Raw genomic sequence first — 18495 nt, forward strand, 5'->3', positions numbered from 1 at the left:
TACGCGCCACTTCTTCCTGTTCTCCAGGACTTGCCCGACGGCCGTCCTTGAGAGCGCGTACCCACCCGGGCCTCGCCCAGACCGCGTACCCGCCCTCGGCGGCCCGGCACGAAGACCGCGAAGCTGACCGGGAAGCGCTCGCGGGCGCTGGACAGGGGCGTGCCGGGCGGGACCGGCTTCACTCCGGCAGGCCGAGCACCATGAGGACGACCGTCACCGGCGGAAGCAGCGCACACCACGCGAGGTACCTGCGTGCCGTGGCGTAGCGCATGCGGCGCGGAAGGAGCCAGGACGTCAGAAGCAGTGCCGGCGTACCGATGATCGTGGTGAAAAGGCTGCACTCGACCAGGGCAAGGGCGCCGTCGAGCGCCCGGGAGCAGTTGTCCGGCCCGCAGCTGTCGGTGGCCATGGGAGCGAGCGAGCCGAACAACACGGCCACAGGAATGACCAGCACTGCGAGCACCGTGGCCCACAGGGGTGCACTCGAGGCGTTGTCGTCACGATCGGCGGGGCCGCCGGTACGGGCTTCCCGTATCTGCTCGGCGGCGTCCTCGGCATTGGCGTCGGCCCACGCCCGCCGCAGCTCGACGTCCTCGTGCGTTCCCTGGTTGTTCATGGGGCCAGTGAACCCTCCGCACAGGCCGCTGCGCCTCGGTGCAGCTACTCAAAGTACGCAGGTGCGCGTACTCATCCGCCGGGTGCGGGGGAGCTGGGGAGAGGGGGGAGAAGACGGGGCCTGCGTCAGCGGAGTTCGCCCTCCAGGAGCCCCATGACGATCATGTCGTGCCACTTGCCGTCCCGGCGGAAGCACTCCCGCTGGCGGCCCTCCTCGACGAAGCCGACCTTCTCGTAGACACGCCGGGCCGAGACGTTGTCCGCGACGACGGTCAGGGCGATCCGGTGCAGGCGCATCTCGTCGAAGCCGTACCGGCAGATCACCCGCATGGTGTCGGTCGCGTAGCCGCGGCCCCAGTAGTCCTTGTCGCCGATCCGCAGATCCAGCTCGGCCGCGCCGGTCTCGGGGGCGGCATCGCGCAGCCGTACCGACCCGATCAGCCGCGGTGCGTCGAGCGGCTCTATGCCGAGGAACGTGCTGGCGTAGGAGTTCCGCGGCAGCTTCTCGAAGCGCTCGGCGATCCGGGCGGCGGACTCCGGATATCCGCCGAACATCCAGCGCCCGACCTCGGGGTCGTTGTTCCACCGCCATATGAGCTCGGCATCGGAAGGCTCGAAAGCGCGAAGCCGTACAAGATCTCCGGTCAGCATGACGGCAAGGCTAGCCACCCCCGGAGCTGCGCCATAGCCATTTCTCCCTCCGTCGAGGCCCTCGCCCCTTCCCGCCTCGGAGGAGGCCTTGGCGCGCCCGTGAAGGGCCTGGAGTCGGACCAGCGCGATGTCGGCGGCCCCGCCGGCCTTCGGGGCAGCCCGGGTGGCGGGACCCGGTGGCGGCTGACCGCTGCGAAAGGCGCCGGACCGCCGGCTCGGCGCCCCGCGAAGCGTGCTTCTGCGGCTCAGGCCTGCGGGAGGTTCCGCAGTACGGCGAACAGTCCTCGGGCACGGGTGCCGTCCGGGAGCTGCCAGGAGCCGCCGACGTGGCCCGCCCCTTCGGGGAGGGCGTCGGGGGCGTCGGGGCCGGGCTGCAGGACCCGGTGCAGGCGCAGTACCGCGCCGTGCAGGGCGGACAGTTCGGTGGCCTCTGCGCCTTCGGCCGTGGCAGTGACGGTGAAGTCCGCCGGGGCCGGTCCGGCAGCGGTGAAGGAGCGGGTGACCTCCCGGTCGGGGGTGTCGCTGACGCTCTGGTCCTGGGCCTGCACCCGGCCCTCGACGAGGGCGAGCAACTGGGCGACCAGCACCGGGTCATGGCAGCCGTCGTAGACCCAGCGCCGCCCCAGCACCCCGTGTTCCATGGTGCCGACGAGGGCGTCGTCGCCCACCCCCTCCAGCGGGGCACCGCGGTAGGTGAGCGGCGCCAGGTAGGCGACCGGGGCGGTCCCGGAGGTGTCGGTGACGACGATGAACTCGATCCCGACCTCACCTTGCGGGTCGTCGAGCCGGAAGCCACCGGACCTGGTCAACTGCGGTTCGCCTGCGCCGCCCCGGTACCAGGTGCGGGAAGGGAGCCAGGCGGTCAGCAGCTCTCCCTTGGTCGGCTTGAGGGTGGTCTGGTGGATGACGGCCATGCTGTGCTCTCTCCTCCGTCGGACGGCGTGCCGGCCCTGACACCTTCCCATCCCCGCCCGGTGCGCCCCGTGCCGGGTGCTCCCCGGCGACGACACGGCCGGATCCGCTGATTGCCCCTCAGTGTCGTGCGTCTGTTTGATTTTGTGGACAGGGCGGGGCCGAAAGCCGAGAATCACCTCCATGACGTCTCCTGAGTTCCGTACGCGCGTGACACGGCCTTCCGAGGCCGATCGGGAGCGGGCCCTGGCGGTCCTGCGTGACGGCACCGGCGACGGCAGGCTGTCCCACGACACGTTCATGCGCCGCATGGACCTCGTCCTGACCGCCCGCACCAGTGCCGAGATCGAGCTGGCCATGGCGGATCTCCCCACCCGCGGACGCTTCTCGGACTTCATCCTGCGTACGGTGAGCCGTCTGTCCGCCTTCGGGGCCCACGTGCGCGGAGCCTGGCGCGGTGCGCGGCTCCCCGGCCTCCGGCTCCCCGAGCCCGGTACGAAGCCGCTCACCATCGGCCGGGCCCCGGTCTCCGACCTGCGCCTGGAGGACGACACGGTCTCCCGCCGCCACGCGGAGCTGCGCTGGCTCGACCACGGCTGGCGCCTGACGGACCTCGGCTCCCGCAACGGCACCTACGTCAACGGCCTGCGCATCGCCGGGTCCGTCCGGGTCGGCCCCGGCGATCACGTCGCATTCGGCGACCTCGGCTTCCGGCTGTCGGTCTGACGGCCGGGGCCCGTCCCGGCCGCCGACCGCGCCGCTACTTCCCGGGCCCGCCCGTGTTCACCACGAAGTCGAAGGTCGCCTGCTTCGCCGGGCCGGCCTGGCGGACGTTCATGAGCAGGGCGGCGTCGAAGAGCGGGTCGGTGTTGTTGCGGGGCTCTCCGGGGAAATAGAGCTGCGTGGTGAGGAGAGGGCCGCCGGGTGCCTGCACCTTGACGTGGAGGTGGCGCGTACGGCCCGGATAGAGGCCCGGCACGATGGTCGTCAGCTTGAACGCGCCCCGGGCGTCCGTGTACTGGTGCCCCCTCATCCGGAAGCCGCGGTTGTCGTACGCGCCCGCGTCGTCCGCCTGCCAGAAGTCCAGCAGGGCGTGCGCGACGGGGCGGCAGGTCAGCCCGAAGACGAAGCCCTCGACCGTGAGGCGCGTGCCCCGCGTCCCCGGCTCCAGCAGCGAAGCGCGCTCGGGCGAGTCGGGCTTGAAATAGGGGCCTTCGATCTGCGGCGGTGTCGGGTCGTCCCCGTCGTCGCAGAAGGGGGTCGGCCGGAGGGGTGCGTCCGAGGGCCGGTGGTCCCGGGCGAGGGCCACGCCGCCGCCGAGCAGCGCGGGCAGGGGCACCGCCACGAGTGCCGCCTTGAGCAGGGTCTTGCGGCTGACCGTGCGCCGGCCTATGGCCTCCGCGTCCCCGGTGCCTCCGGTGATGCCGGTGCCGCTGGTGTCGCCGGGCCGGGCGTGATCGTCCGTCATGGTCCGCCTCCTGGGGTGAATGGCTCACCGACGAACCTAGGGAGGCGGGCCCTGCGGATCGATGGACTCCGCTGGGCAAACATGGTGATTCCTCAGGCTTACCCGGGGCCCTGCCTCCTCCGACTCCTCCGGCTCCTCCGTCACCGCCCTGCGGCGGAAGTCCCCCGGGCTGAGGCCGGTCTCGCGCCGGAAGAAGCGGCAGAAGTACGCGGGGTCGCTGAAGCCCACGCGCCGGGCGACCTGGCCGACCCCCAGAGAGGAACCGGCCAGCAGCCGCTTCGCCTCCAGGGTCCGGGCCGCGCGGATCAGCTCGCCGGGCGTACGGCCGGTGGTTTGTTTGACGGTCTCGTTCAGATAGCCGACGGAGACGCCGATGCGCGCCGCGTACGCCCCGACCGACCGCTCGGCACCCGCGGTGCCGGTGAGCAGCAGGCCGAATTCCCGCGCGACTTCCGCGGCCCGGCCGGCCGCCGCGTCGGGTCTTCGCGCGCCGGGCAGGCGCAGGGCGCGCACGAGAAGGATGTGCAGGTACGCCTCCAGCACGGAGGCGTAGCCGTCGGCCTTCGCGGCGAACTCCGCTGCCATGGCCCGGATGAGCGAGCCGATGCCCGCGGCGTCGCCGTCCCCTTCCGAGGGCGCGGCGGGGAGCCGGAGCCAGTGCTGCTCCGCGAGCGTGCGCAGCAGCTGCCGGTCGCCGGGGCGTGCCAGCAGGAAGTCCTCGGTGAACAGCGTCAGGACGCCGCGCAGTCCCGACACCTGCTCCCAGTAGTGCACCTGTCCGGGCAGGATGACGCACAGGTGGGGAGGGCTGAGGGGCCTGCGGACGAGATCGATGACGTGGGCTCCCGAGCCGCCGGTCACGTAGACGATCTCGTAGAAGGTGTGCCGGTGCGGGTAGCCCGCCCGGGAGTCGGGGCCGAGGGCGTCGAAGGAGCCCATGGCGAACGGCGGTACCTGCGGCGGTGCGACCTGCAGACGGTGCAGGGGAAGGGGGTCGGGGTGCTGTACCCGCTCGCGTGCCGGTGTGGTCATGTCGCTCCGCCTCCGTCCTGTACGGCCCGCCGGCGTTGCGGCCGGCCTGCCCGCTCCGGTCGTCGTCCGGTCCCGGCTGCGCCTCGGTGCCGGCCCCCGCGCCGCGCGTGCTGCCGGACCGGGTCCACGGTCAGCTGACCCCGTGGCGTGCGGCCCGGTCAAGGGGCCGGGGAGGAGGCCGTATCGGGGGTGTCCCTTGCGGCGGCGGGCGCTCGTCCCGGGCTCCGGCGGGAGGGCTCCCGCTTCCGGGTGAACGGAGCGGATCACCGGTGTCGCCGTCCGGTGCCCGAGGAAGGCGTCGTGGGAACGGACCAGGGGGCGCCGTGCCGGACGTCATGCCGAGGAGAACGCCGTGGAAATGCCGCAGGTGAGCCTATGTCAGGTGGACGAGTGCGCGTACAACCAGGACAGCGCCTGCCACGCTCTGGCCATCACGGTGGGCGACGCGACGCACGCCCACTGCGACACGTACTTCGTCTTCCCGTCCAAGGGCGGCGACGCCTCCGCCGTCGGCCGGGTCGGCGCCTGCAAGATGTCCGGGTGCCTGCACAACGTCGGCCTCGAATGCCAGGCGCCCGGCATCACCGTGGCGTCCTTGGGGCCCTCGGCGGACTGCCTGACGTACACGGCGAGATAGCCCTCCCGGGCGGTGTCCGGTTCCGCCCTTGGAGGTTCTGTGAAGAGCGTGGAGAATCCCCACCGTTACGCCATCGCATCTCATGTCACATCAGTGAGGAGAAGCCATGCGCTCGGTGAAGACGGCCCTCGCTCTCGGTGTTGCGGCCCTGGCCGCGGCAGCAGGGAGCGTCGTGACCCCGGCTGCAGCCGCGACGCCCTCCGGGGACGCCAACGGCAAGGCCATGACCTGGACCCTGCTCGCGGACGGCCCCAGCGGAACCGTGCAGGTGGGCGGCGGCCCCCTGAGCAATCCGTACCAGGGTGACACCGCCACGACCACGGCCCTGCCCGTCCTCTGCCTGAGAGTCGACGGCTCGCCGGCCCCCGCCGGCATCACGCCCGGCTTCTACGCGGGCTGGGCGCGCGGAGCGGTCGCGGCCACCAATCCGATCCGCGGCACCCGCCTGACCAGCCGCGCGGTCGCCGACGGAGTCTGCGCGAACAACTTCGGAACGGGCTGGCGCATGGCCGAGTTCCACGACGGCAGATACGGGCCCAACCTGGAGAGCTCGGGCGGCTGGAGCTACTGGGCCTACGGGGACGTCCCGGCCGGGACCCGCTTCTGGACGGCCATCAATGACCAGCCGGCCAACCCCTGGAACTGACGCACCACGCGCCTGCTCAGTCCGCGCCGGGCGAATCCGCGGCAACTGCTCACTGCTCACCGCTCACCGCCCGGCGCGGACGGCTCCCGTTCGCCGCGTCCGTCAGAGCCGCGCCCCAGTTTGCGGAGCATCGCGCGCCTTCTGTGCGAGCACCATCCGGCACCGCCGCCGGAACTCATGTGGCGGATCCTCATCGAGTGGGACGGCTGCACGCGATGGCTGCTGCTGGACAAGCCCGGCTTCCCCCTGCACCGCCTGGCCGCTCTCGCGGACCGCTCGCCGACCCCGCAGACGCGCGGTACGCGGCACAGAACCCCCGGCCCTCTCGTCGGCCGACATGCGCCGGCTCCTCGACGAGGCCGGCGTCGTCGTCTAGCGGTCCCGGCCCGCCAGGTGCGCCCGGCCGTCGACGAGATAGGCGGTGTGCGCGCCGCGTTCGGCCTCCAGGGCGGCCGCGACCCGGCGCCGCAGAGGTTCCGGGAACCGCCCCAGCGCCGTCTCGTCCGGAACGAACTCGGCCGCCCGGATCTCCTCCTGCTGCAGGACCAGATCGCCGGCCCGCACCTCCGGCTCGCCGGGGCGTGCCGCGAAGATGAACACGATCACCGGGCGGCCCGGTCCTGCCGCCGGCACGTTGTCCACCGCCAGCAGCCGGCCGATGCGCAGCCCGCGCAGGCCGACCTCCTCCTCCGCTTCCCTGGCGAGCGCGGACAGCAGTTCCTCGTGCTCCACGAGGCCGCCGACGATGTCCCACCCCGGCTTGTACGTGGGCTCGACGACCAGCAGCCGGTCACCGTCGTCCCGCACGAGCGCGTCGACCGCCACCAGCGGCGCGGGATGCTCACGCAGCCACCGGAACGGATCAGGGTCCCGCTGCGCCGTGTCCATGCGCCTATCCTGCCCGCGGAGCGGGCCCCGTGACGGCTGTTCGGCGCAGATCGCCGCGGGGCCGGCGGTCCGGTCACAGGTTGTCGAAGCGCTTCATCCGGTCCAGGATCTGGTCGGCGTTCGGGCGGTGGAGTTCGTCGGTGATGCGGCCGTCGGCCAGGAAGACGACGCGGTCGGTGTAGGCGGCGGCCGCCGGGTCGTGGGTGACCATGATGATGGTCTGCCCCATGTGGTGGGTCAGGTGGGCGAGGAGGGAGAGGACTTCGGCGCTGGTGGGGGTGTCGAGGTTGCCGGTGGGTTCGTCGGCGAAGACGATGTCGGGCCGGCCGGCGAGGGCCCGGGCGCAGGCGACGCGTTGCTGCTGCCCGCCGGACAGCTCTCCGGGGCGGTGTCCGAGCCGGTCCGTGAGGCCGAGCGTGGTGACGACCTGATCGAGCCACTGCCGGTCCGGGCGGCTGCCGGTGATGGCCAGGGGGAGGGTGATGTTCTCCGCCACGGTCAGGGCGGGCAGGAGGTGGAACGCCTGGAAGATGAACCCGATCCGTTCCCGGCGGAGGCGCGTCAGCTGACGCTCGGAGAGGCCGGCCAGATCGGTGTCGCCGATGAGGGCCCTTCCGGACGTGGGCGTGTCCAGTCCTGCGAGGCACTGCATGAGCGTGGATTTGCCCGACCCGGAAGGGCCCATGATGGCGGTGAAGTGCCCCTGCTGGAACGCCACGCTCACGCCGTCGAGGGCTGCGACGCGGCGTGCTCCGCTGCCGTACACCTTGGTGAGGTCCACCGCGGAAGCGGCCGGCGGGGCTGCCGGCGGATGGTGTGCGTAGGGCTGGTGTGCCGGGCCGTGGCGCAGGTGTGCCCAGGTCATGCGGTGCTCCTCAGGACGGTGCGGGTGCGGTCGGCTGCCGGTGCGCCCGGAGCGGGGAGGGCGCGTTCACGTCGGTGGCTGGCGAGGGGGGCTCCGGTCCCGTGGGTGCGGCGAGGCCGGTGCGGGTGGCGAGGAGGGCCAGGACACGGGCGCTGAGGGTCGTGGCGGCGGTGCCGGTGCGCCCGTGGTGGCCGGTGCCGGGCTGGTGGTCCAGGAGGACGGGCTGCCGGCCGGAGTTCGCCTCCTGGAGCCCGGCGCAGAGTTTCCAGGCGTGCCAGGGAGGGACCCGTGCGTCGTTCCCCCCGGTGATCAGGAGCGTGGCCGGGTAGGACTCGCCCTGCCGTACGTGGTGGTAGGGCGAGTACGCCAGGAGCGCCGCGAGCGCGGCCGGGTCATCGGGATCCCCGTACTCGTCGTGCCACAGGCGGCCCAGGCCACCGCCGGAGGTGTAGCGGGCCATGTCGGTGAGGGGCGCGGCGCAGGCGACGGCGGAGAAGAGGCGAGGGACGCGGAGCGCGGCCGCGGCCAGCACCAGGCCGCCGTTGCTCGCGGCCAGGCCGGCGAGCTGTCCCGGCGCGGCCTCGCCCTGGTCGACGAGGGCGCGCGCGGCTGCGCACAGGTCGTCGACGGTGCGCGACTTGCCCGCGCCCCGCCCCGCCGCCGCCCACTCCGGGCCGAATTCGCCGCCGCCCCGGGCGTGCACCCAGGCCACGCGCCCTCCGGCGGCGAGCCAGGCGGCGAGGACGGGGTCAAAGGAGGGTTCGAGGGGGACACCGAAGCCGCCGTAGACGGTGACCAGGACCGGGGCCGGGCCGGTCCCGGTGGAGGGCGGGTCGCAGACGGTGACGGGGAGGGAGGTTCCGTCGCTGCTGACGGCGGTCGAGGTGCGGAGGGGAGAGCGGCCTGCCGGCGGGGTGACGGGTGGTGTGCCGGGGGTGAGGCGGTGGCTCCAGCAGCCGTCCCGCGGGTCGTCGGCCAGGATCCACAGTGCGTCGCCGGGACGGCCGTCATCACCGTACGAAGAGGGTCCGATGCGCAGCCGGGCGTGCCAGGTCAGGACCGTGGTGCCCCGGCCGTCCGCTTCGGTCCTCGGCTCGGCAGGAACTGTGTCCTCGGCGCGCATGCCGTCCGTGGGCGGCAGGCCGGGCAGGCCGGGCAGGCGGGGCAGGCGGGGCAGGCTGAGCAGGCCGATACGCCGGGTGGTGCCGTGCTGCCTCAGGACGGCCAGGCAGGGAGCCGGCCCCGGCCCCAGGACGCGCAAAGCCTTGACCTCTCCCGGCGTCGGCCCGGCATCGGCGGTGCGGGGGAGCGGGGCGGGCGCTGTGATGTGCCCGCGGGCCACGTCCGGCAGGGCAAGTGCCGAAACGTCCGGGCCTGTGGCGAGGTAGAGACGGTCCGTGCCGAGGGCGAACGCGGTGATACGGAGGTCGTCCAGGGGAAGGGGCTGCCAGCCGGGCGTGCCGTGGCCGTCCCAGAGGGTGCACCACCACTGTGCCGAGGGCGCCTTCGCCGTCCGGGTGCGCAGCAGCAGATGGCCGCCCGGCCCGCAGCGCAAAGTGATCCTCACCGGTCCGGGTACGGGAAGCTCCACGGTCCGGTCCGGATGCCGGGCCGCGCTCCGGGCCGGGTCATCGCCTAAGGGGCGGGCGCGCAGGGTGTGTTCGGTCCGGGTGCCGGCGCTGTAGAGCAGGAGGTCACCGGCGTAGGCCACGGCGGGGTGGGGCGAGGCGTCGGGAAGGTACGCCGCGGGTGTGCCGCCGTCGGTGGGGATCAGGTGCAGGCCGCCGTTCTCGTGCCCGTCGTGGTGGAGCTGGACGAGCAGGGCGCGGCCGCGGGGGTCGGGGTGCCGGCCCGCCGTCCTGGTGGGCGAGGGCTGGTCACCGGTGTCCAGGAGGATGCGCTCGCGGCCATGCCGGTCGGTCGCGCTGAGGAGCTCGCTGCCGGAGGCGCTCAGCCGCTGCCGGAACAGCATCCCTCCGGCTTCCACCGGTGGGCTCAGGAGACGGCCCGCGGTGGCGGTCTCGATCCTGCGCAGGAGCGCTTGCCAGCCGCGGTCATCGGTGCCTTCACGGTGGCCCTCGAGCAAGTGCTGCTGTGCCGTCAGCCACGCGCGCGTGCGTGATGAGTCCTCTTCCAGCCAGCGGTAGGGATCGGCTGGTTCTCCGGTCCGCCCGTCCGGCCGGGTACCGTCACAGGCCACCGGTACGCCGTCAGCCACGACCGGCCTCCACCGCTGGAGCTTGCGCTGCCGGAGCTTGCGCCGCCGGAACCTCCCCGACGCGGGCCTTCTGCGCATCTGTGGACACCTGCGCATCCGTGGACATCTGCGCATCCGTGGACATCTGCGAGTCCGTGGACACCTGAGCGTCCAGAGACTGCTGCGCCTCCGCCGTCACCGTACGGCGGGCGGTGGTGAACCAGCCCACCACGGCCAGGAGGACGACCAGGGCGGCCGCTGCCGTGACCGTCGGCCCCAGGCCGAAGGCGTGCGCGCTCGCACCGGCGAGCGTGGGCCCGAGCGGAGCGACGGCCTGGGAGAGGAAGCCGCTGGCACTGTGGACGCGCCCCTGCAGCCGGGGCGGTGTGATGCGCATCTGCATCGAGGAGAGCACCACCGTGATCACGGGGCCGCCGGCGGTGGCGAGCGCCAGCATGAGGGCCGCGCCCCACGTGCTGCGGACCGTGGCGAAGCCGAGCAGCGCGAGGGCGATGACGGCGGTGGCCAGGGCGATGCCCCGGCCCGCGGGGAGTCTGCGCGCCACCGGGGCGGCGATCAGGGAACCGGCCACCGCGCCCGCGCCGAAGCAGGCTGTCTGCACGCCCACGGCCACCGAGCCCGCGCCGGTCCTGTCGCACGAAGCGATGACGACGATCAGCAGGCCGTTGAAGACGAGGTTGAGGACGGTGGCGTTGAGCGCGCCGTAGCGCAGGAAGGGGGACCGCCACAGGAAGCGCAGGCCCTCTGTGACGGCCCGGAGCGCAGGCTGCTGCTTGCCGGTGGGGCCTGCTTCGGCGGGAAGAAGGAAGGCGCAGCAGGCCGCGGTGAGGTAGGTCAGGGCGTCGGCGGCGAAGACCCAGGCAGCGTTGGCCCTGAGCAGCACGCCCGCCACGAGGGGGCCGACGATCAGTGCGAGTGCGGCACGGCTCTGGACCAGGGCCAGGGCGCGGGGCAGGAGGTCGGCCTGGACGAAGGTGCGTACGGCCACGTTCTCGACGGGGGCCAGGGTGCTGCCCACGGCGCCGAGGAGGAAGGCGGCGGTCAGGAGCGCGCCCGGGTGGACGGAGCCCGCCGCCCGGAGCACGGCCAGGGCGCCCAGCACCAGGGCGCCGACGGCGTTGCCCAGGAGGAGGAGCGTGCGGCGTTCGTAGCGGTCGGCGAGCACCCCGGCGGGCAGCCGGGCCGCCACGATCCCCAGGGACAGCGCGGTACTGGTGAATCCGGCGTGCCGGACGTCGCCGCTCACCTGGTAGGCGACCATGGGCAGGGCGATGACCGAGGCCGCCGTGCCCACGGCGGAGGCGGCCTCCCCGCTGAACAGCAGCCAGAACCGCCTGCCCAGCTTCTGCTTCGGCTGCTTCACGCCGCTCTCCTTGCGAACTGTTGCCGGACGGTGGACATCGGGTGGGCGGTCATCACCGAGGGCAGGGCGACCGCCAGGACGGCGGCGGCCAGGACCGCCGCGGTCCACGGCACGTCCAGGGCGGGCAGCGCCCCGGTGCCCAGGGCGGCGGCGAAGGGGACCAGGCAGGCCAGTGCCGTGGCGGCCGCCAGCGCCGCCCCGACGGCGGCCGCGCCGAGCGCTTCGTAGAGCACGCAGCGCAGTAGCTGGCCTCTGCCCAGCCCGAGGGCGCGCAGGTGGGCGCGCTGGGCGCGGCGGTCGCGCTGGGCCAGGGACGCGGTGTTGGCCGCGGCCAGCAGCGCATAGCCGCTGACGACGGAGACGATCAGGCGCGAGGCGAGGTCGTCGGCGGGGTTGCGGGGCTTGAGGTCGTCGAGGTACTGCGCACGGGAGGCGACGGTCTGACCGGTTTCCTTCGGCCAGGAGCGGTACGCACCGCTGAGCAGGATCCGGTCGGCGTACGGTTCCCGGGTGTGCTGCAGGGCCGTGGTGCGGGCGATGACGAACGCCGGGAAGGCGAGGTCGCGTTCGTAGACGGCGACGAGGGTCAGCTCGGGGCGGGACCCGTCCGCCAGGGCGAGCCGGACCTTCTGGCCGAGCCGCCAGTGATGGGCCTCGGCCTGGCCGACGCCGGCGGCGAAGGACCCCTCCCGCAGCGCCGACAGCCGGCCTTCGCGTTCCTTGAGGTCCAGGGACTTCACGAGCGCGGAACCGTCGGCCCCCCAGGCGTCCACGGGAGAGGGCTGGTCGTCGAGAGACGTGGCGGGGGCGGTGATCCGCGTGGACACCAGCACCGTGGCGGTGACGCCGGAGGGCGCGGCGGGCCGTGCGGGAAGCCGGTGCCCGGGGCGGGCGGTGACCACGCCGTCGGCGCGCAGCCCGTCGCCCGTCTGGCGCGCGACGGCCTCTCCCATGGTGGCGCCGGTGCCCATCAGGCAGACGGCGATCCCCACCGCGAGCAGGACGGGTACCGCCATGGCGGTCGTCCGCGCGGGAGCCGCCCGCAGCCCTGCGGCGGCGATGCGTCCCACCCGCCGGTCCGCGATCCGCAGGACGGTGCACACCGGCCGGGTCAGCAGGGGCACGATCCACGGCGCGAGGACGGCGAGCGTGGGGATGAGCACCAGGGCGAGACCGGGGGCGACGGCGGCCCGTACCGTTGAGGGGAGTCGGGTGAAGGCCATGACGTACAGCAGCGGAACGCACAGCATCACGGCCATCGTCAGGCCGGTCAGCAGCCGCGCCCGGCTGCGGCGGGACGCCAGGGACCCTTCCGTGTCCTTCATGAGCGCGCCGGGGCTGACGCGCCCGGCGGCGAAGACGCTGGCCATCGCGGCCAGGACGGCCACGGCCCCGGTGGCGACGCACACGCCTACGGCCGTGCCCCAGACCTGGCCCGAGGAGGGCAGGGAGGCCGCTTCGGGGAAGAGCTCGCGGTTCACCGGAAGACGTCGCCCCGCGTGTGCCAGGGGCAGCATGCCCAGGGCTCCCACGGCGGCCGCGGCGACCGCGAGCCGGGCCACGTCACCGGCGACCAGGCGCCGCAGCCGCCCGGCCGTGACGCCGAGCGCGCGCAGGACGGCGAACTGCCCGAGCCGCTGCCCCGTCCACAGCGACACGGTCGAGCCGATCACCAGCACGGCGCACATCAGCAGCATGGAGAGCAGCAGGGAGAGCAGATCGCGGGCGTCCTGGGCCTGGGCCGCCGCCACGGAGCGGGCGGGGAAGTCCGCGCGGCCCGCACCGATCAGGAGCAGCGTGCAGGCGCCCACTCCCGCCGCCGTCATGGCACAGGCCACCGCGGCTCCGGCCAGGCGGCCGGGGTGGGCGCGCGCTTCGGCGAGGAAGAGGCGGCGCATGCGCATCGGTCCGGCGAGGGGGCGAGAGGGACGGGACGCCTCGGACACTGTCTTCTGCCCTCCACAGTGCGTAAGCTGGAAGCAGCGCAGGGGAGGCCACCCACATTGTGGCCTCCCCGCGCTCATTTACGGCCGGTGCGACCGTTCATGACCAAGCGTCAGTGGCACACGACGACGCTGACGGAGCTCAGGGGAGCGTCGAGGACAGTCTCCTCGTCGAGCTCCTGCAGAGCGAGAATGTTCAGCATTCCTTGTCACCTCCTTCGGGGGCGCGGTGGGGAAGGGTCGGTCCCGGTCTGCGCCGGGGCGGTCTCTCAGTGGCAGCCGCCGAGGCTGATGGTGCTGATGGGGGCGTCGACGATCGTCTCCTCGTCGAGCTCCTGCAGGGCCAGAATGTTCAGCATGTCCGTACACCTCCTTCAGGGGTGTGGTGGTGCGGTGGGAGAGGGTCCGGTCCGGTCCCGGGCTGCGCCGGCCGCGGTGTCAGTGGCACACCACGACGCTGACGGAGCTCAGGGGAGCGTCGAGGACGGTCTCCTCGTCGAGCTCCTGCAGAGCGAGAATGTTCTGCATGTCTTCTCACCTCCTCTCGCAGGCTTGTGGGGCCGGGTGGTCCGGAGCGTCGCTCCCGGCGGCCGGCCACCCGCAGGTGGGGTGAGCGCCGGGGAGCAGACGGCTGCCGGGGTTCTGGGCGGCGACGAGCGCGATCACCGCGCCGGCGGAGCCGGTCGCCAGGTCCGTCGAGAGACGGACCAGCTGGTCGCCGTGCAGGACGTGAGCGTCCTCGTACGGCGCCAAGTGCAGGGAAAGGGCCCGCAGATGGCTGTCCAGCTCGGCTCGCCACCGCCCCGTACGGGCCGGGGCGTGCGAGAGCAGGTACGCCAGTCCGGAGCGGCCGTTGAACAGCCCGCCCTGCAGGACGATTTCCACTGCGCCGGCCCGGGCGGCGCCGGCCACGATGCCGTCGGCACCGGCTGCGGCCGCCTGGGGCGGGGGAAGCGCGAGGGCGGCCATTGCGACGCCGGCGGAGCCTTCCGCCAGGTAGGGCAGCAGCCGGCTCGAACTGTGCATCTGCAGCATGCCGTCCACGTCGCGGGCGTGCACCAGGTCGCAGCGTACGGCGCGTTCGGCCGCCGCCGCCCACTGCAGGTCTCCGGTCACTTCCGCGCAGCGGGCGAACAGCACCGCCGGTCCCGACCAGCCGTACATCAGCCCCGGCCGGTCCAGCAGTCCCTTGACCCCCACCTGTGCACGTACCCGCAGGGCGAGGGCGAGCGCTTCGTCCTTGAGTCCGGAGTCCAGGAAGAGATGGGCAATTCCCGTCAGTCCGCCGAACAGACCCGGTGAGGCGGGCAGGGGGCCGGCCAGAAGGCGGTCGACCAGGTTCGCGCCCTGCGGGTGTCCCAGGCGGTGCAGGATCCACGCGGCACCTGCCAGCCCGTCGTAGAGACCGGGCGGCGCGTCCAGGGGAGCCCGGCGCGCGGCATCGACCAGCCACTCCACGTCCTCTCCGGAAACTGTGCTTCCGGCGGCACGTTGTGCCCACAGCACGCCGGGCGTGCCGTACGCGAGTCCCAGTGAGGCGCCCGGACGGTACCCGGTCACGTCGCAGGGGTAGCGCCGGTCCTTACGGCCGGGGTCGGCGGAGCGGGAGATGCCTTGCAGCAACGTTTCCGCGGTCGGAGCGGTCGGAGCGGTCGGACCGGTCTGAGCGGTCTGAGCGGTCGGCTTCGGCGGGTCGCCGATGCCGCCCGGCGTTCCTGCAGCTGTTCTTGCGGGCGTTTCTGCGGGCGTTCTTGCGGGCGTTCCGGAAGGTGGCAAGTGGGGGCGCAGCGTGGGGGACAGCGCCAGGCGTTCGGTCATCTGCCGAAGGAACTCCGCCGGCAGGGAAGGGAAGGAAGCGCGGGCCAGCTCGATCAGTGAGCCCACGGCGCGGGGGTTGCGCAAGGTCAGCACGGTGAGGGGGACGAGGGCGGCGAGCTGGCAGCAGCCCAGGGCGAACAGATCCGCCTCGCGCGGATCGGTGAGGGCGGGGTCGGCGAAGCCGGGCGCCCCCAGCGCGGCACTGCGGACCGAGCCGACCGAGGTGGCGAGCTCGAAGTCCACGAGCGCCACGGTGCCGTCGGGCCGGATCAGGATGTTGCGGTGGTGGAGGTCGCCGAAGGCCACTCCGGCCTCGTGCAGCGCCCGTACGCATTCCGCGACCTGTTCCATCCGCTCGACGACGGAGGCGGCGAAGCGGTGACGGGCCGCCGCGGTGGGCCGGTGGCGGGTGAGCGGGTGCTCGCGCCCCAGCCAGGCGCTGACGGTCTCCCCTTCGACGTACTCCATGGCGAGGTAGTGGTGTTCCCAGGCCGTGAAGGAGCCGTACCGGCGCGGGACGAACGGCAGGTGCCCGAGTCTGCCGAGGACCTCGTCCTCGGTGCGCAGTCTGGCGACCGCGTCCAGGCCGTTGGCGTCGAGGCCGGCGTACGGCCGGGCCTCCTTGAGGACGACTTGTCCGCCGTCGCTGCCGGCCGCGAGGTACACGCCCCCGCCGTTGGAGAAGTGGAGCGCCTTGCGGACCTCGTAGCCGCCGAGCGAGGCCGATGCTCCATCGGCTGCCGGCTGCTCCGCGAGGAAGTCCGGGACGCCGGCCCACGGGGGGACGGTGAAGACCGGGCGGCGGGGGTCGGGCACGAGCTGCCCCTGAGGGGTGCGCATCGCGGGGACGCGGGTGCCGTCGGCGAGCTCGCACCACATCAGCGTGAAGGCCCCGTAGCGGACCGACACCGGGCCGTCGTTCCAGCGCCGGTCGGACAGTACGTACGGCCCGGGCCGCCCGTGCATCGCCGTGCCGAGCTCCTCCAGGGCCGTGCGCAGCTCGTCCGTGGTCCGGGGGTAGACGGTCACCGCCTTGCCGCTTGCGGCCCGGTGGGCGTACTTGGTGTTCATCGCGGCGACGATCTGCCGGCTGCGCAGGAACTTCCACGGAAGCCCCAGCCGCCGGCAGACGTCCCAGGCCGCCTCCACCGTCTCCTCGGCGGCGCCGGGCGTCGCACTCACGTGGATCTTCCAGCCCTGCTCCGGCAGCCGTGCGGCGTCACCGGGCGTCAGGAATTCCCATACGCCCTGGTGTTCCCGCCGCCATCCGGAGGGAATTTCCCGCACCGAGAGGGAGAACAGGGAATCCGAATCCTGGCAGCGGTCCAGCGGCTCGTACCACGTGGAATCTGCGATGGTGTACGCCTCGTACCTCGGATCCATGGTGCCCTCCCGCCGTGCTGCAGGCGGCATCTTCTTATGCCGTCGTCAAAGTATGAAAAGGGTTACCGGATACCGGAGTTCTTCGTGCGGTGCTTCCGGTGCTTCCGGTGGGCGGAACGCTTTTCCGTTCCGCTACGAGAATCCTCCACCCACTCACCGTCGCCCGGCAATCGGCGTAAGTTCACGCTTAACCGGAGATCTACCATCCGGTAATGCCGGGGGCGAGCGGCCCGGATCCGTATCGTCAAGCGATTTCCCTTGAATTCCTGAGAGTTGTCGCGGGTGGCCGACCGGACAGGCGCGCGGTATCCACAACGCACGTGTTCGCCGAGCAGCCGGGGAATGCCGGCGTCCCGGAGACGAGCCGTCACAGGGCCACCGCTGCTGCCGCGGGCGCCCGTCTGTCCCGGACCTGCGGCAACGCCGCCCCGCGCAGTGCGGGTTCTGTCAGGTGTCGTTCCGTCGGGTGCCGCTCAGCCGGGCGCCGTTCGGCCGGATGCGGCTCGGCCGGGTGCCGCTCCGCCGCCTCGCCTCGTAACAGGAGGTGGCCGAGACGGGTGACGGTGTGGATCGCATGGCTGCGGTTGCGACGCGTCGAGACCAGGCCGGCGGCCCGCAGGACGGCCATGTGCTGACTCACCGCGGCCGCGGACACGCCGAGCCGTTCCGCCAGCTCGGCGTTGGTACAGCCCTCGCGCAGGGCACGCAGTGCGGCCGCTCTGGTCCGCCCGACCAGGGCCGCGAGGCTGTCCGGCCCGCACTGCGGACCGGCTGCCCGTCCGCCGCCCAGCAACCGCGTCAGCTCCTCCGGTCCCGGGCGGTCGGGAAACACCAGGACGGGGGCGCGGTGCGCGCCCTGCCGAGCCGGCGGGAGCACATGCCCTGCGCGCTGCAGGAACAAGGACGGAGCCAGCACCAGCCCGCTGCCGTCCAGTTCCCTCTCTCCGGAACGTACGCCTGCGATCTCCAAGGCCGGTGCGTTCCAGCGGATTCCCGGACCCAGCGAGTCCAGCAGCACTTCCACGCCGTCACGGCACATGATGTCCCGCAGGGTGTCCCGGACCTCGCCCAGATAGGCGCGGATCCGTCCCCAGTGCGGAGCGACGGCCATCTGCTGGAAGTCCTGGACCGCGGAACGCACGGACACGGCGGGAACCCCGGCCCCGTTCGGGGGAAGCACGGTGTGCCGTCCCCCGCCGGTACATAATTCCAGCAACTTTCCCGGCCCGCCCGGAACCCGGATCAGCGTCGCGACCCGCTCCATTCTCGGATCGGCCCGGCGGCCGCCTCCGCACACTCCTTGCCGCCATGCGCGAAAGCCCTCTCCACGGCCTTCCCGGAGCGCCTCCAGGGCGAACAGCGCCTCCATGGAGAGGAGATCCGATTCACTGATCCTCACGCGTGCCAGGTCGTCGACCGACAAAATGATGCGATACATGAAGCGGCCCCCGCAGCGATCGGCTCCGCCTGGATGCGCGGCGACGTCCCGGTGCCGGCGGACGGAGCGTTGGCCAATGCTGATGTGCATGGTTCCCGGCTCCCGGACCGCACGGGGGATGGATAATCGAGTCCGTCACCTCAGCAGACAGGCGCCGGAAGCGACACGGTGACCTCCTGCCGCCGCTTGCGCACCCGTTCGTCTCCGCTGTCACGCCTGTCCCGTCGTCCGTCCGCTCAGTCGCTGTCGGCTCAGTCGCTTTCCGGTCAGCCGCTGTTCGGTCAGCCGCCGTCCGGCGGGCAATCGGCCCCGCCCGCGCGATCCGCATAGGACCCGACGGCCGGGAGGCCACCGCCCCGGACCCGCACACGCTCACGCGGCAAGCACCCTCCGGGCAGGGGTCCACCGGGCGCGACGCCGGCCTGGTCCGCGCCCGGCTCGCCCTCACCGCATGGCGGCTGCTCGACGACTGACACCTTGTCACCCGCCCCACCCGCCCCACTCGCGCGTCCGTGAGCTGCGCCTTCCGTCGGCGGGGCGCGGTTCACTGACGGAGCGTCGGAACTGCCACCCGGGCGTGCAGGTGTGAAACGGGCGTGGTGCAGGATGACTTCTCGC

At 72.9% G+C, this 18495-nt stretch carries 17 protein-coding genes and 1 pseudogene; 3 read left to right on the forward strand and 15 right to left on the reverse strand.

Annotated elements, in window-relative coordinates; genetic code table 11:
- Nucleotides 1-178 precede the first annotated feature (178 nt).
- The 3 genes from V7793_RS01715 to V7793_RS01725 all read right to left on the reverse strand — a co-directional run bounded on the left by V7793_RS01715 (nt 179) and on the right by V7793_RS01725 (nt 2180).
- Entirely contained in the window at nt 179-616 is a 438-nt protein-coding gene (locus V7793_RS01715) for a hypothetical protein (RefSeq protein ID WP_335581058.1), read from the reverse strand.
- Between the two features lie 125 nt (nt 617-741).
- A complete protein-coding gene (locus V7793_RS01720; protein WP_335581059.1) occupies nt 742-1266 on the reverse strand; it encodes a GNAT family N-acetyltransferase in 525 nt (174 codons plus the stop codon).
- 245 nt (nt 1267-1511) lie between these two features.
- Complete coding sequence (locus V7793_RS01725; protein WP_335581060.1) at nt 1512-2180, reverse strand: maltokinase N-terminal cap-like domain-containing protein; 669 nt, start codon at nt 2178-2180, stop codon at nt 1512-1514.
- Nucleotides 2181-2361: 181 nt separating this feature from the next.
- Between V7793_RS01725 and V7793_RS01730 the strand changes: the two genes are divergently transcribed.
- Nucleotides 2362-2904, forward strand: a complete 543-nt coding sequence (locus V7793_RS01730) for a DUF1707 and FHA domain-containing protein (RefSeq protein WP_335581061.1) — start codon at nt 2362-2364, stop codon at nt 2902-2904.
- A 40-nt stretch (nt 2905-2944) separates the two neighbouring features.
- Here the strand turns inward: V7793_RS01730 and V7793_RS01735 are convergent.
- Together V7793_RS01735 and V7793_RS01740 are read right to left on the reverse strand one after the other, a co-directional pair.
- Nucleotides 2945-3646: pseudogene (locus V7793_RS01735) on the reverse strand (dioxygenase family protein); the annotation flags it as partial.
- A 36-nt stretch (nt 3647-3682) separates the two neighbouring features.
- Entirely contained in the window at nt 3683-4678 is a 996-nt protein-coding gene (locus V7793_RS01740; protein WP_335581062.1) for an AraC family transcriptional regulator, read from the reverse strand.
- 358 nt (nt 4679-5036) lie between these two features.
- Between V7793_RS01740 and V7793_RS01745 the strand changes: the two genes are divergently transcribed.
- Together V7793_RS01745 and V7793_RS01750 are read left to right on the forward strand one after the other, a co-directional pair.
- Entirely contained in the window at nt 5037-5315 is a 279-nt protein-coding gene (locus V7793_RS01745; protein ID WP_335581085.1) for a DUF1540 domain-containing protein, read from the forward strand.
- A gap of 106 nt (nt 5316-5421) precedes the next feature.
- Nucleotides 5422-5961: a hypothetical protein gene (locus V7793_RS01750; RefSeq protein ID WP_335581063.1), complete on the forward strand. Its 540-nt coding sequence runs from the start codon at nt 5422-5424 to the stop codon at nt 5959-5961.
- A gap of 372 nt (nt 5962-6333) precedes the next feature.
- Here the strand turns inward: V7793_RS01750 and V7793_RS01755 are convergent, their stop codons facing one another.
- The 10 genes from V7793_RS01755 to V7793_RS01800 all read right to left on the reverse strand — a co-directional run bounded on the left by V7793_RS01755 (nt 6334) and on the right by V7793_RS01800 (nt 17967).
- Nucleotides 6334-6849: an NUDIX hydrolase gene (locus tag V7793_RS01755; protein ID WP_335581064.1), complete on the reverse strand. Its 516-nt coding sequence runs from the start codon at nt 6847-6849 to the stop codon at nt 6334-6336.
- A gap of 73 nt (nt 6850-6922) precedes the next feature.
- A complete protein-coding gene (locus tag V7793_RS01760; protein WP_335581065.1) occupies nt 6923-7714 on the reverse strand; it encodes an ABC transporter ATP-binding protein in 792 nt (263 codons plus the stop codon).
- Between the two features lie 10 nt (nt 7715-7724).
- Nucleotides 7725-9932, reverse strand: coding sequence for a prolyl oligopeptidase family serine peptidase (locus V7793_RS01765; protein ID WP_335581066.1), 2208 nt, complete (start codon nt 9930-9932; stop codon nt 7725-7727).
- Nucleotides 9925-11295 (reverse strand): MFS transporter, encoded by a 1371-nt coding sequence (locus V7793_RS01770; RefSeq protein ID WP_335581067.1) that lies wholly within the window; start codon nt 11293-11295, stop codon nt 9925-9927. Before V7793_RS01770 ends, V7793_RS01765 begins: the two co-directional genes overlap by 8 nt.
- Nucleotides 11292-13193, reverse strand: a complete 1902-nt coding sequence (locus V7793_RS01775) for an FtsX-like permease family protein (RefSeq protein ID WP_335581068.1) — start codon at nt 13191-13193, stop codon at nt 11292-11294. The genes V7793_RS01770 and V7793_RS01775 overlap by 4 nt, the downstream gene beginning before the upstream one ends.
- A gap of 158 nt (nt 13194-13351) precedes the next feature.
- A complete protein-coding gene (locus tag V7793_RS01780; RefSeq protein ID WP_206329932.1) occupies nt 13352-13441 on the reverse strand; it encodes a class III lanthipeptide in 90 nt (29 codons plus the stop codon).
- A 66-nt stretch (nt 13442-13507) separates the two neighbouring features.
- Nucleotides 13508-13597, reverse strand: a complete 90-nt coding sequence (locus V7793_RS01785) for a class III lanthipeptide (RefSeq protein WP_193564165.1) — start codon at nt 13595-13597, stop codon at nt 13508-13510.
- A 79-nt stretch (nt 13598-13676) separates the two neighbouring features.
- Nucleotides 13677-13766, reverse strand: coding sequence for a class III lanthipeptide (locus tag V7793_RS01790; protein ID WP_256791683.1), 90 nt, complete (start codon nt 13764-13766; stop codon nt 13677-13679).
- Nucleotides 13767-13772: 6 nt separating this feature from the next.
- Nucleotides 13773-16439 carry a class III lanthionine synthetase LanKC gene (gene lanKC / locus V7793_RS01795; protein WP_335581069.1) on the reverse strand — a complete coding sequence of 889 codons (2667 nt, stop codon included), beginning with the start codon at nt 16437-16439 and terminating at the stop codon, nt 13773-13775.
- A gap of 367 nt (nt 16440-16806) precedes the next feature.
- A complete protein-coding gene (locus V7793_RS01800; protein ID WP_335581070.1) occupies nt 16807-17967 on the reverse strand; it encodes an ArsR/SmtB family transcription factor in 1161 nt (386 codons plus the stop codon).
- Nucleotides 17968-18495 lie beyond the last annotated feature (528 nt).

The sequence above is a fragment of the Streptomyces sp. KLMMK genome, assembly GCF_036961605.1.
Lineage (GTDB): Bacteria > Actinomycetota > Actinomycetes > Streptomycetales > Streptomycetaceae > Streptomyces > Streptomyces telluris.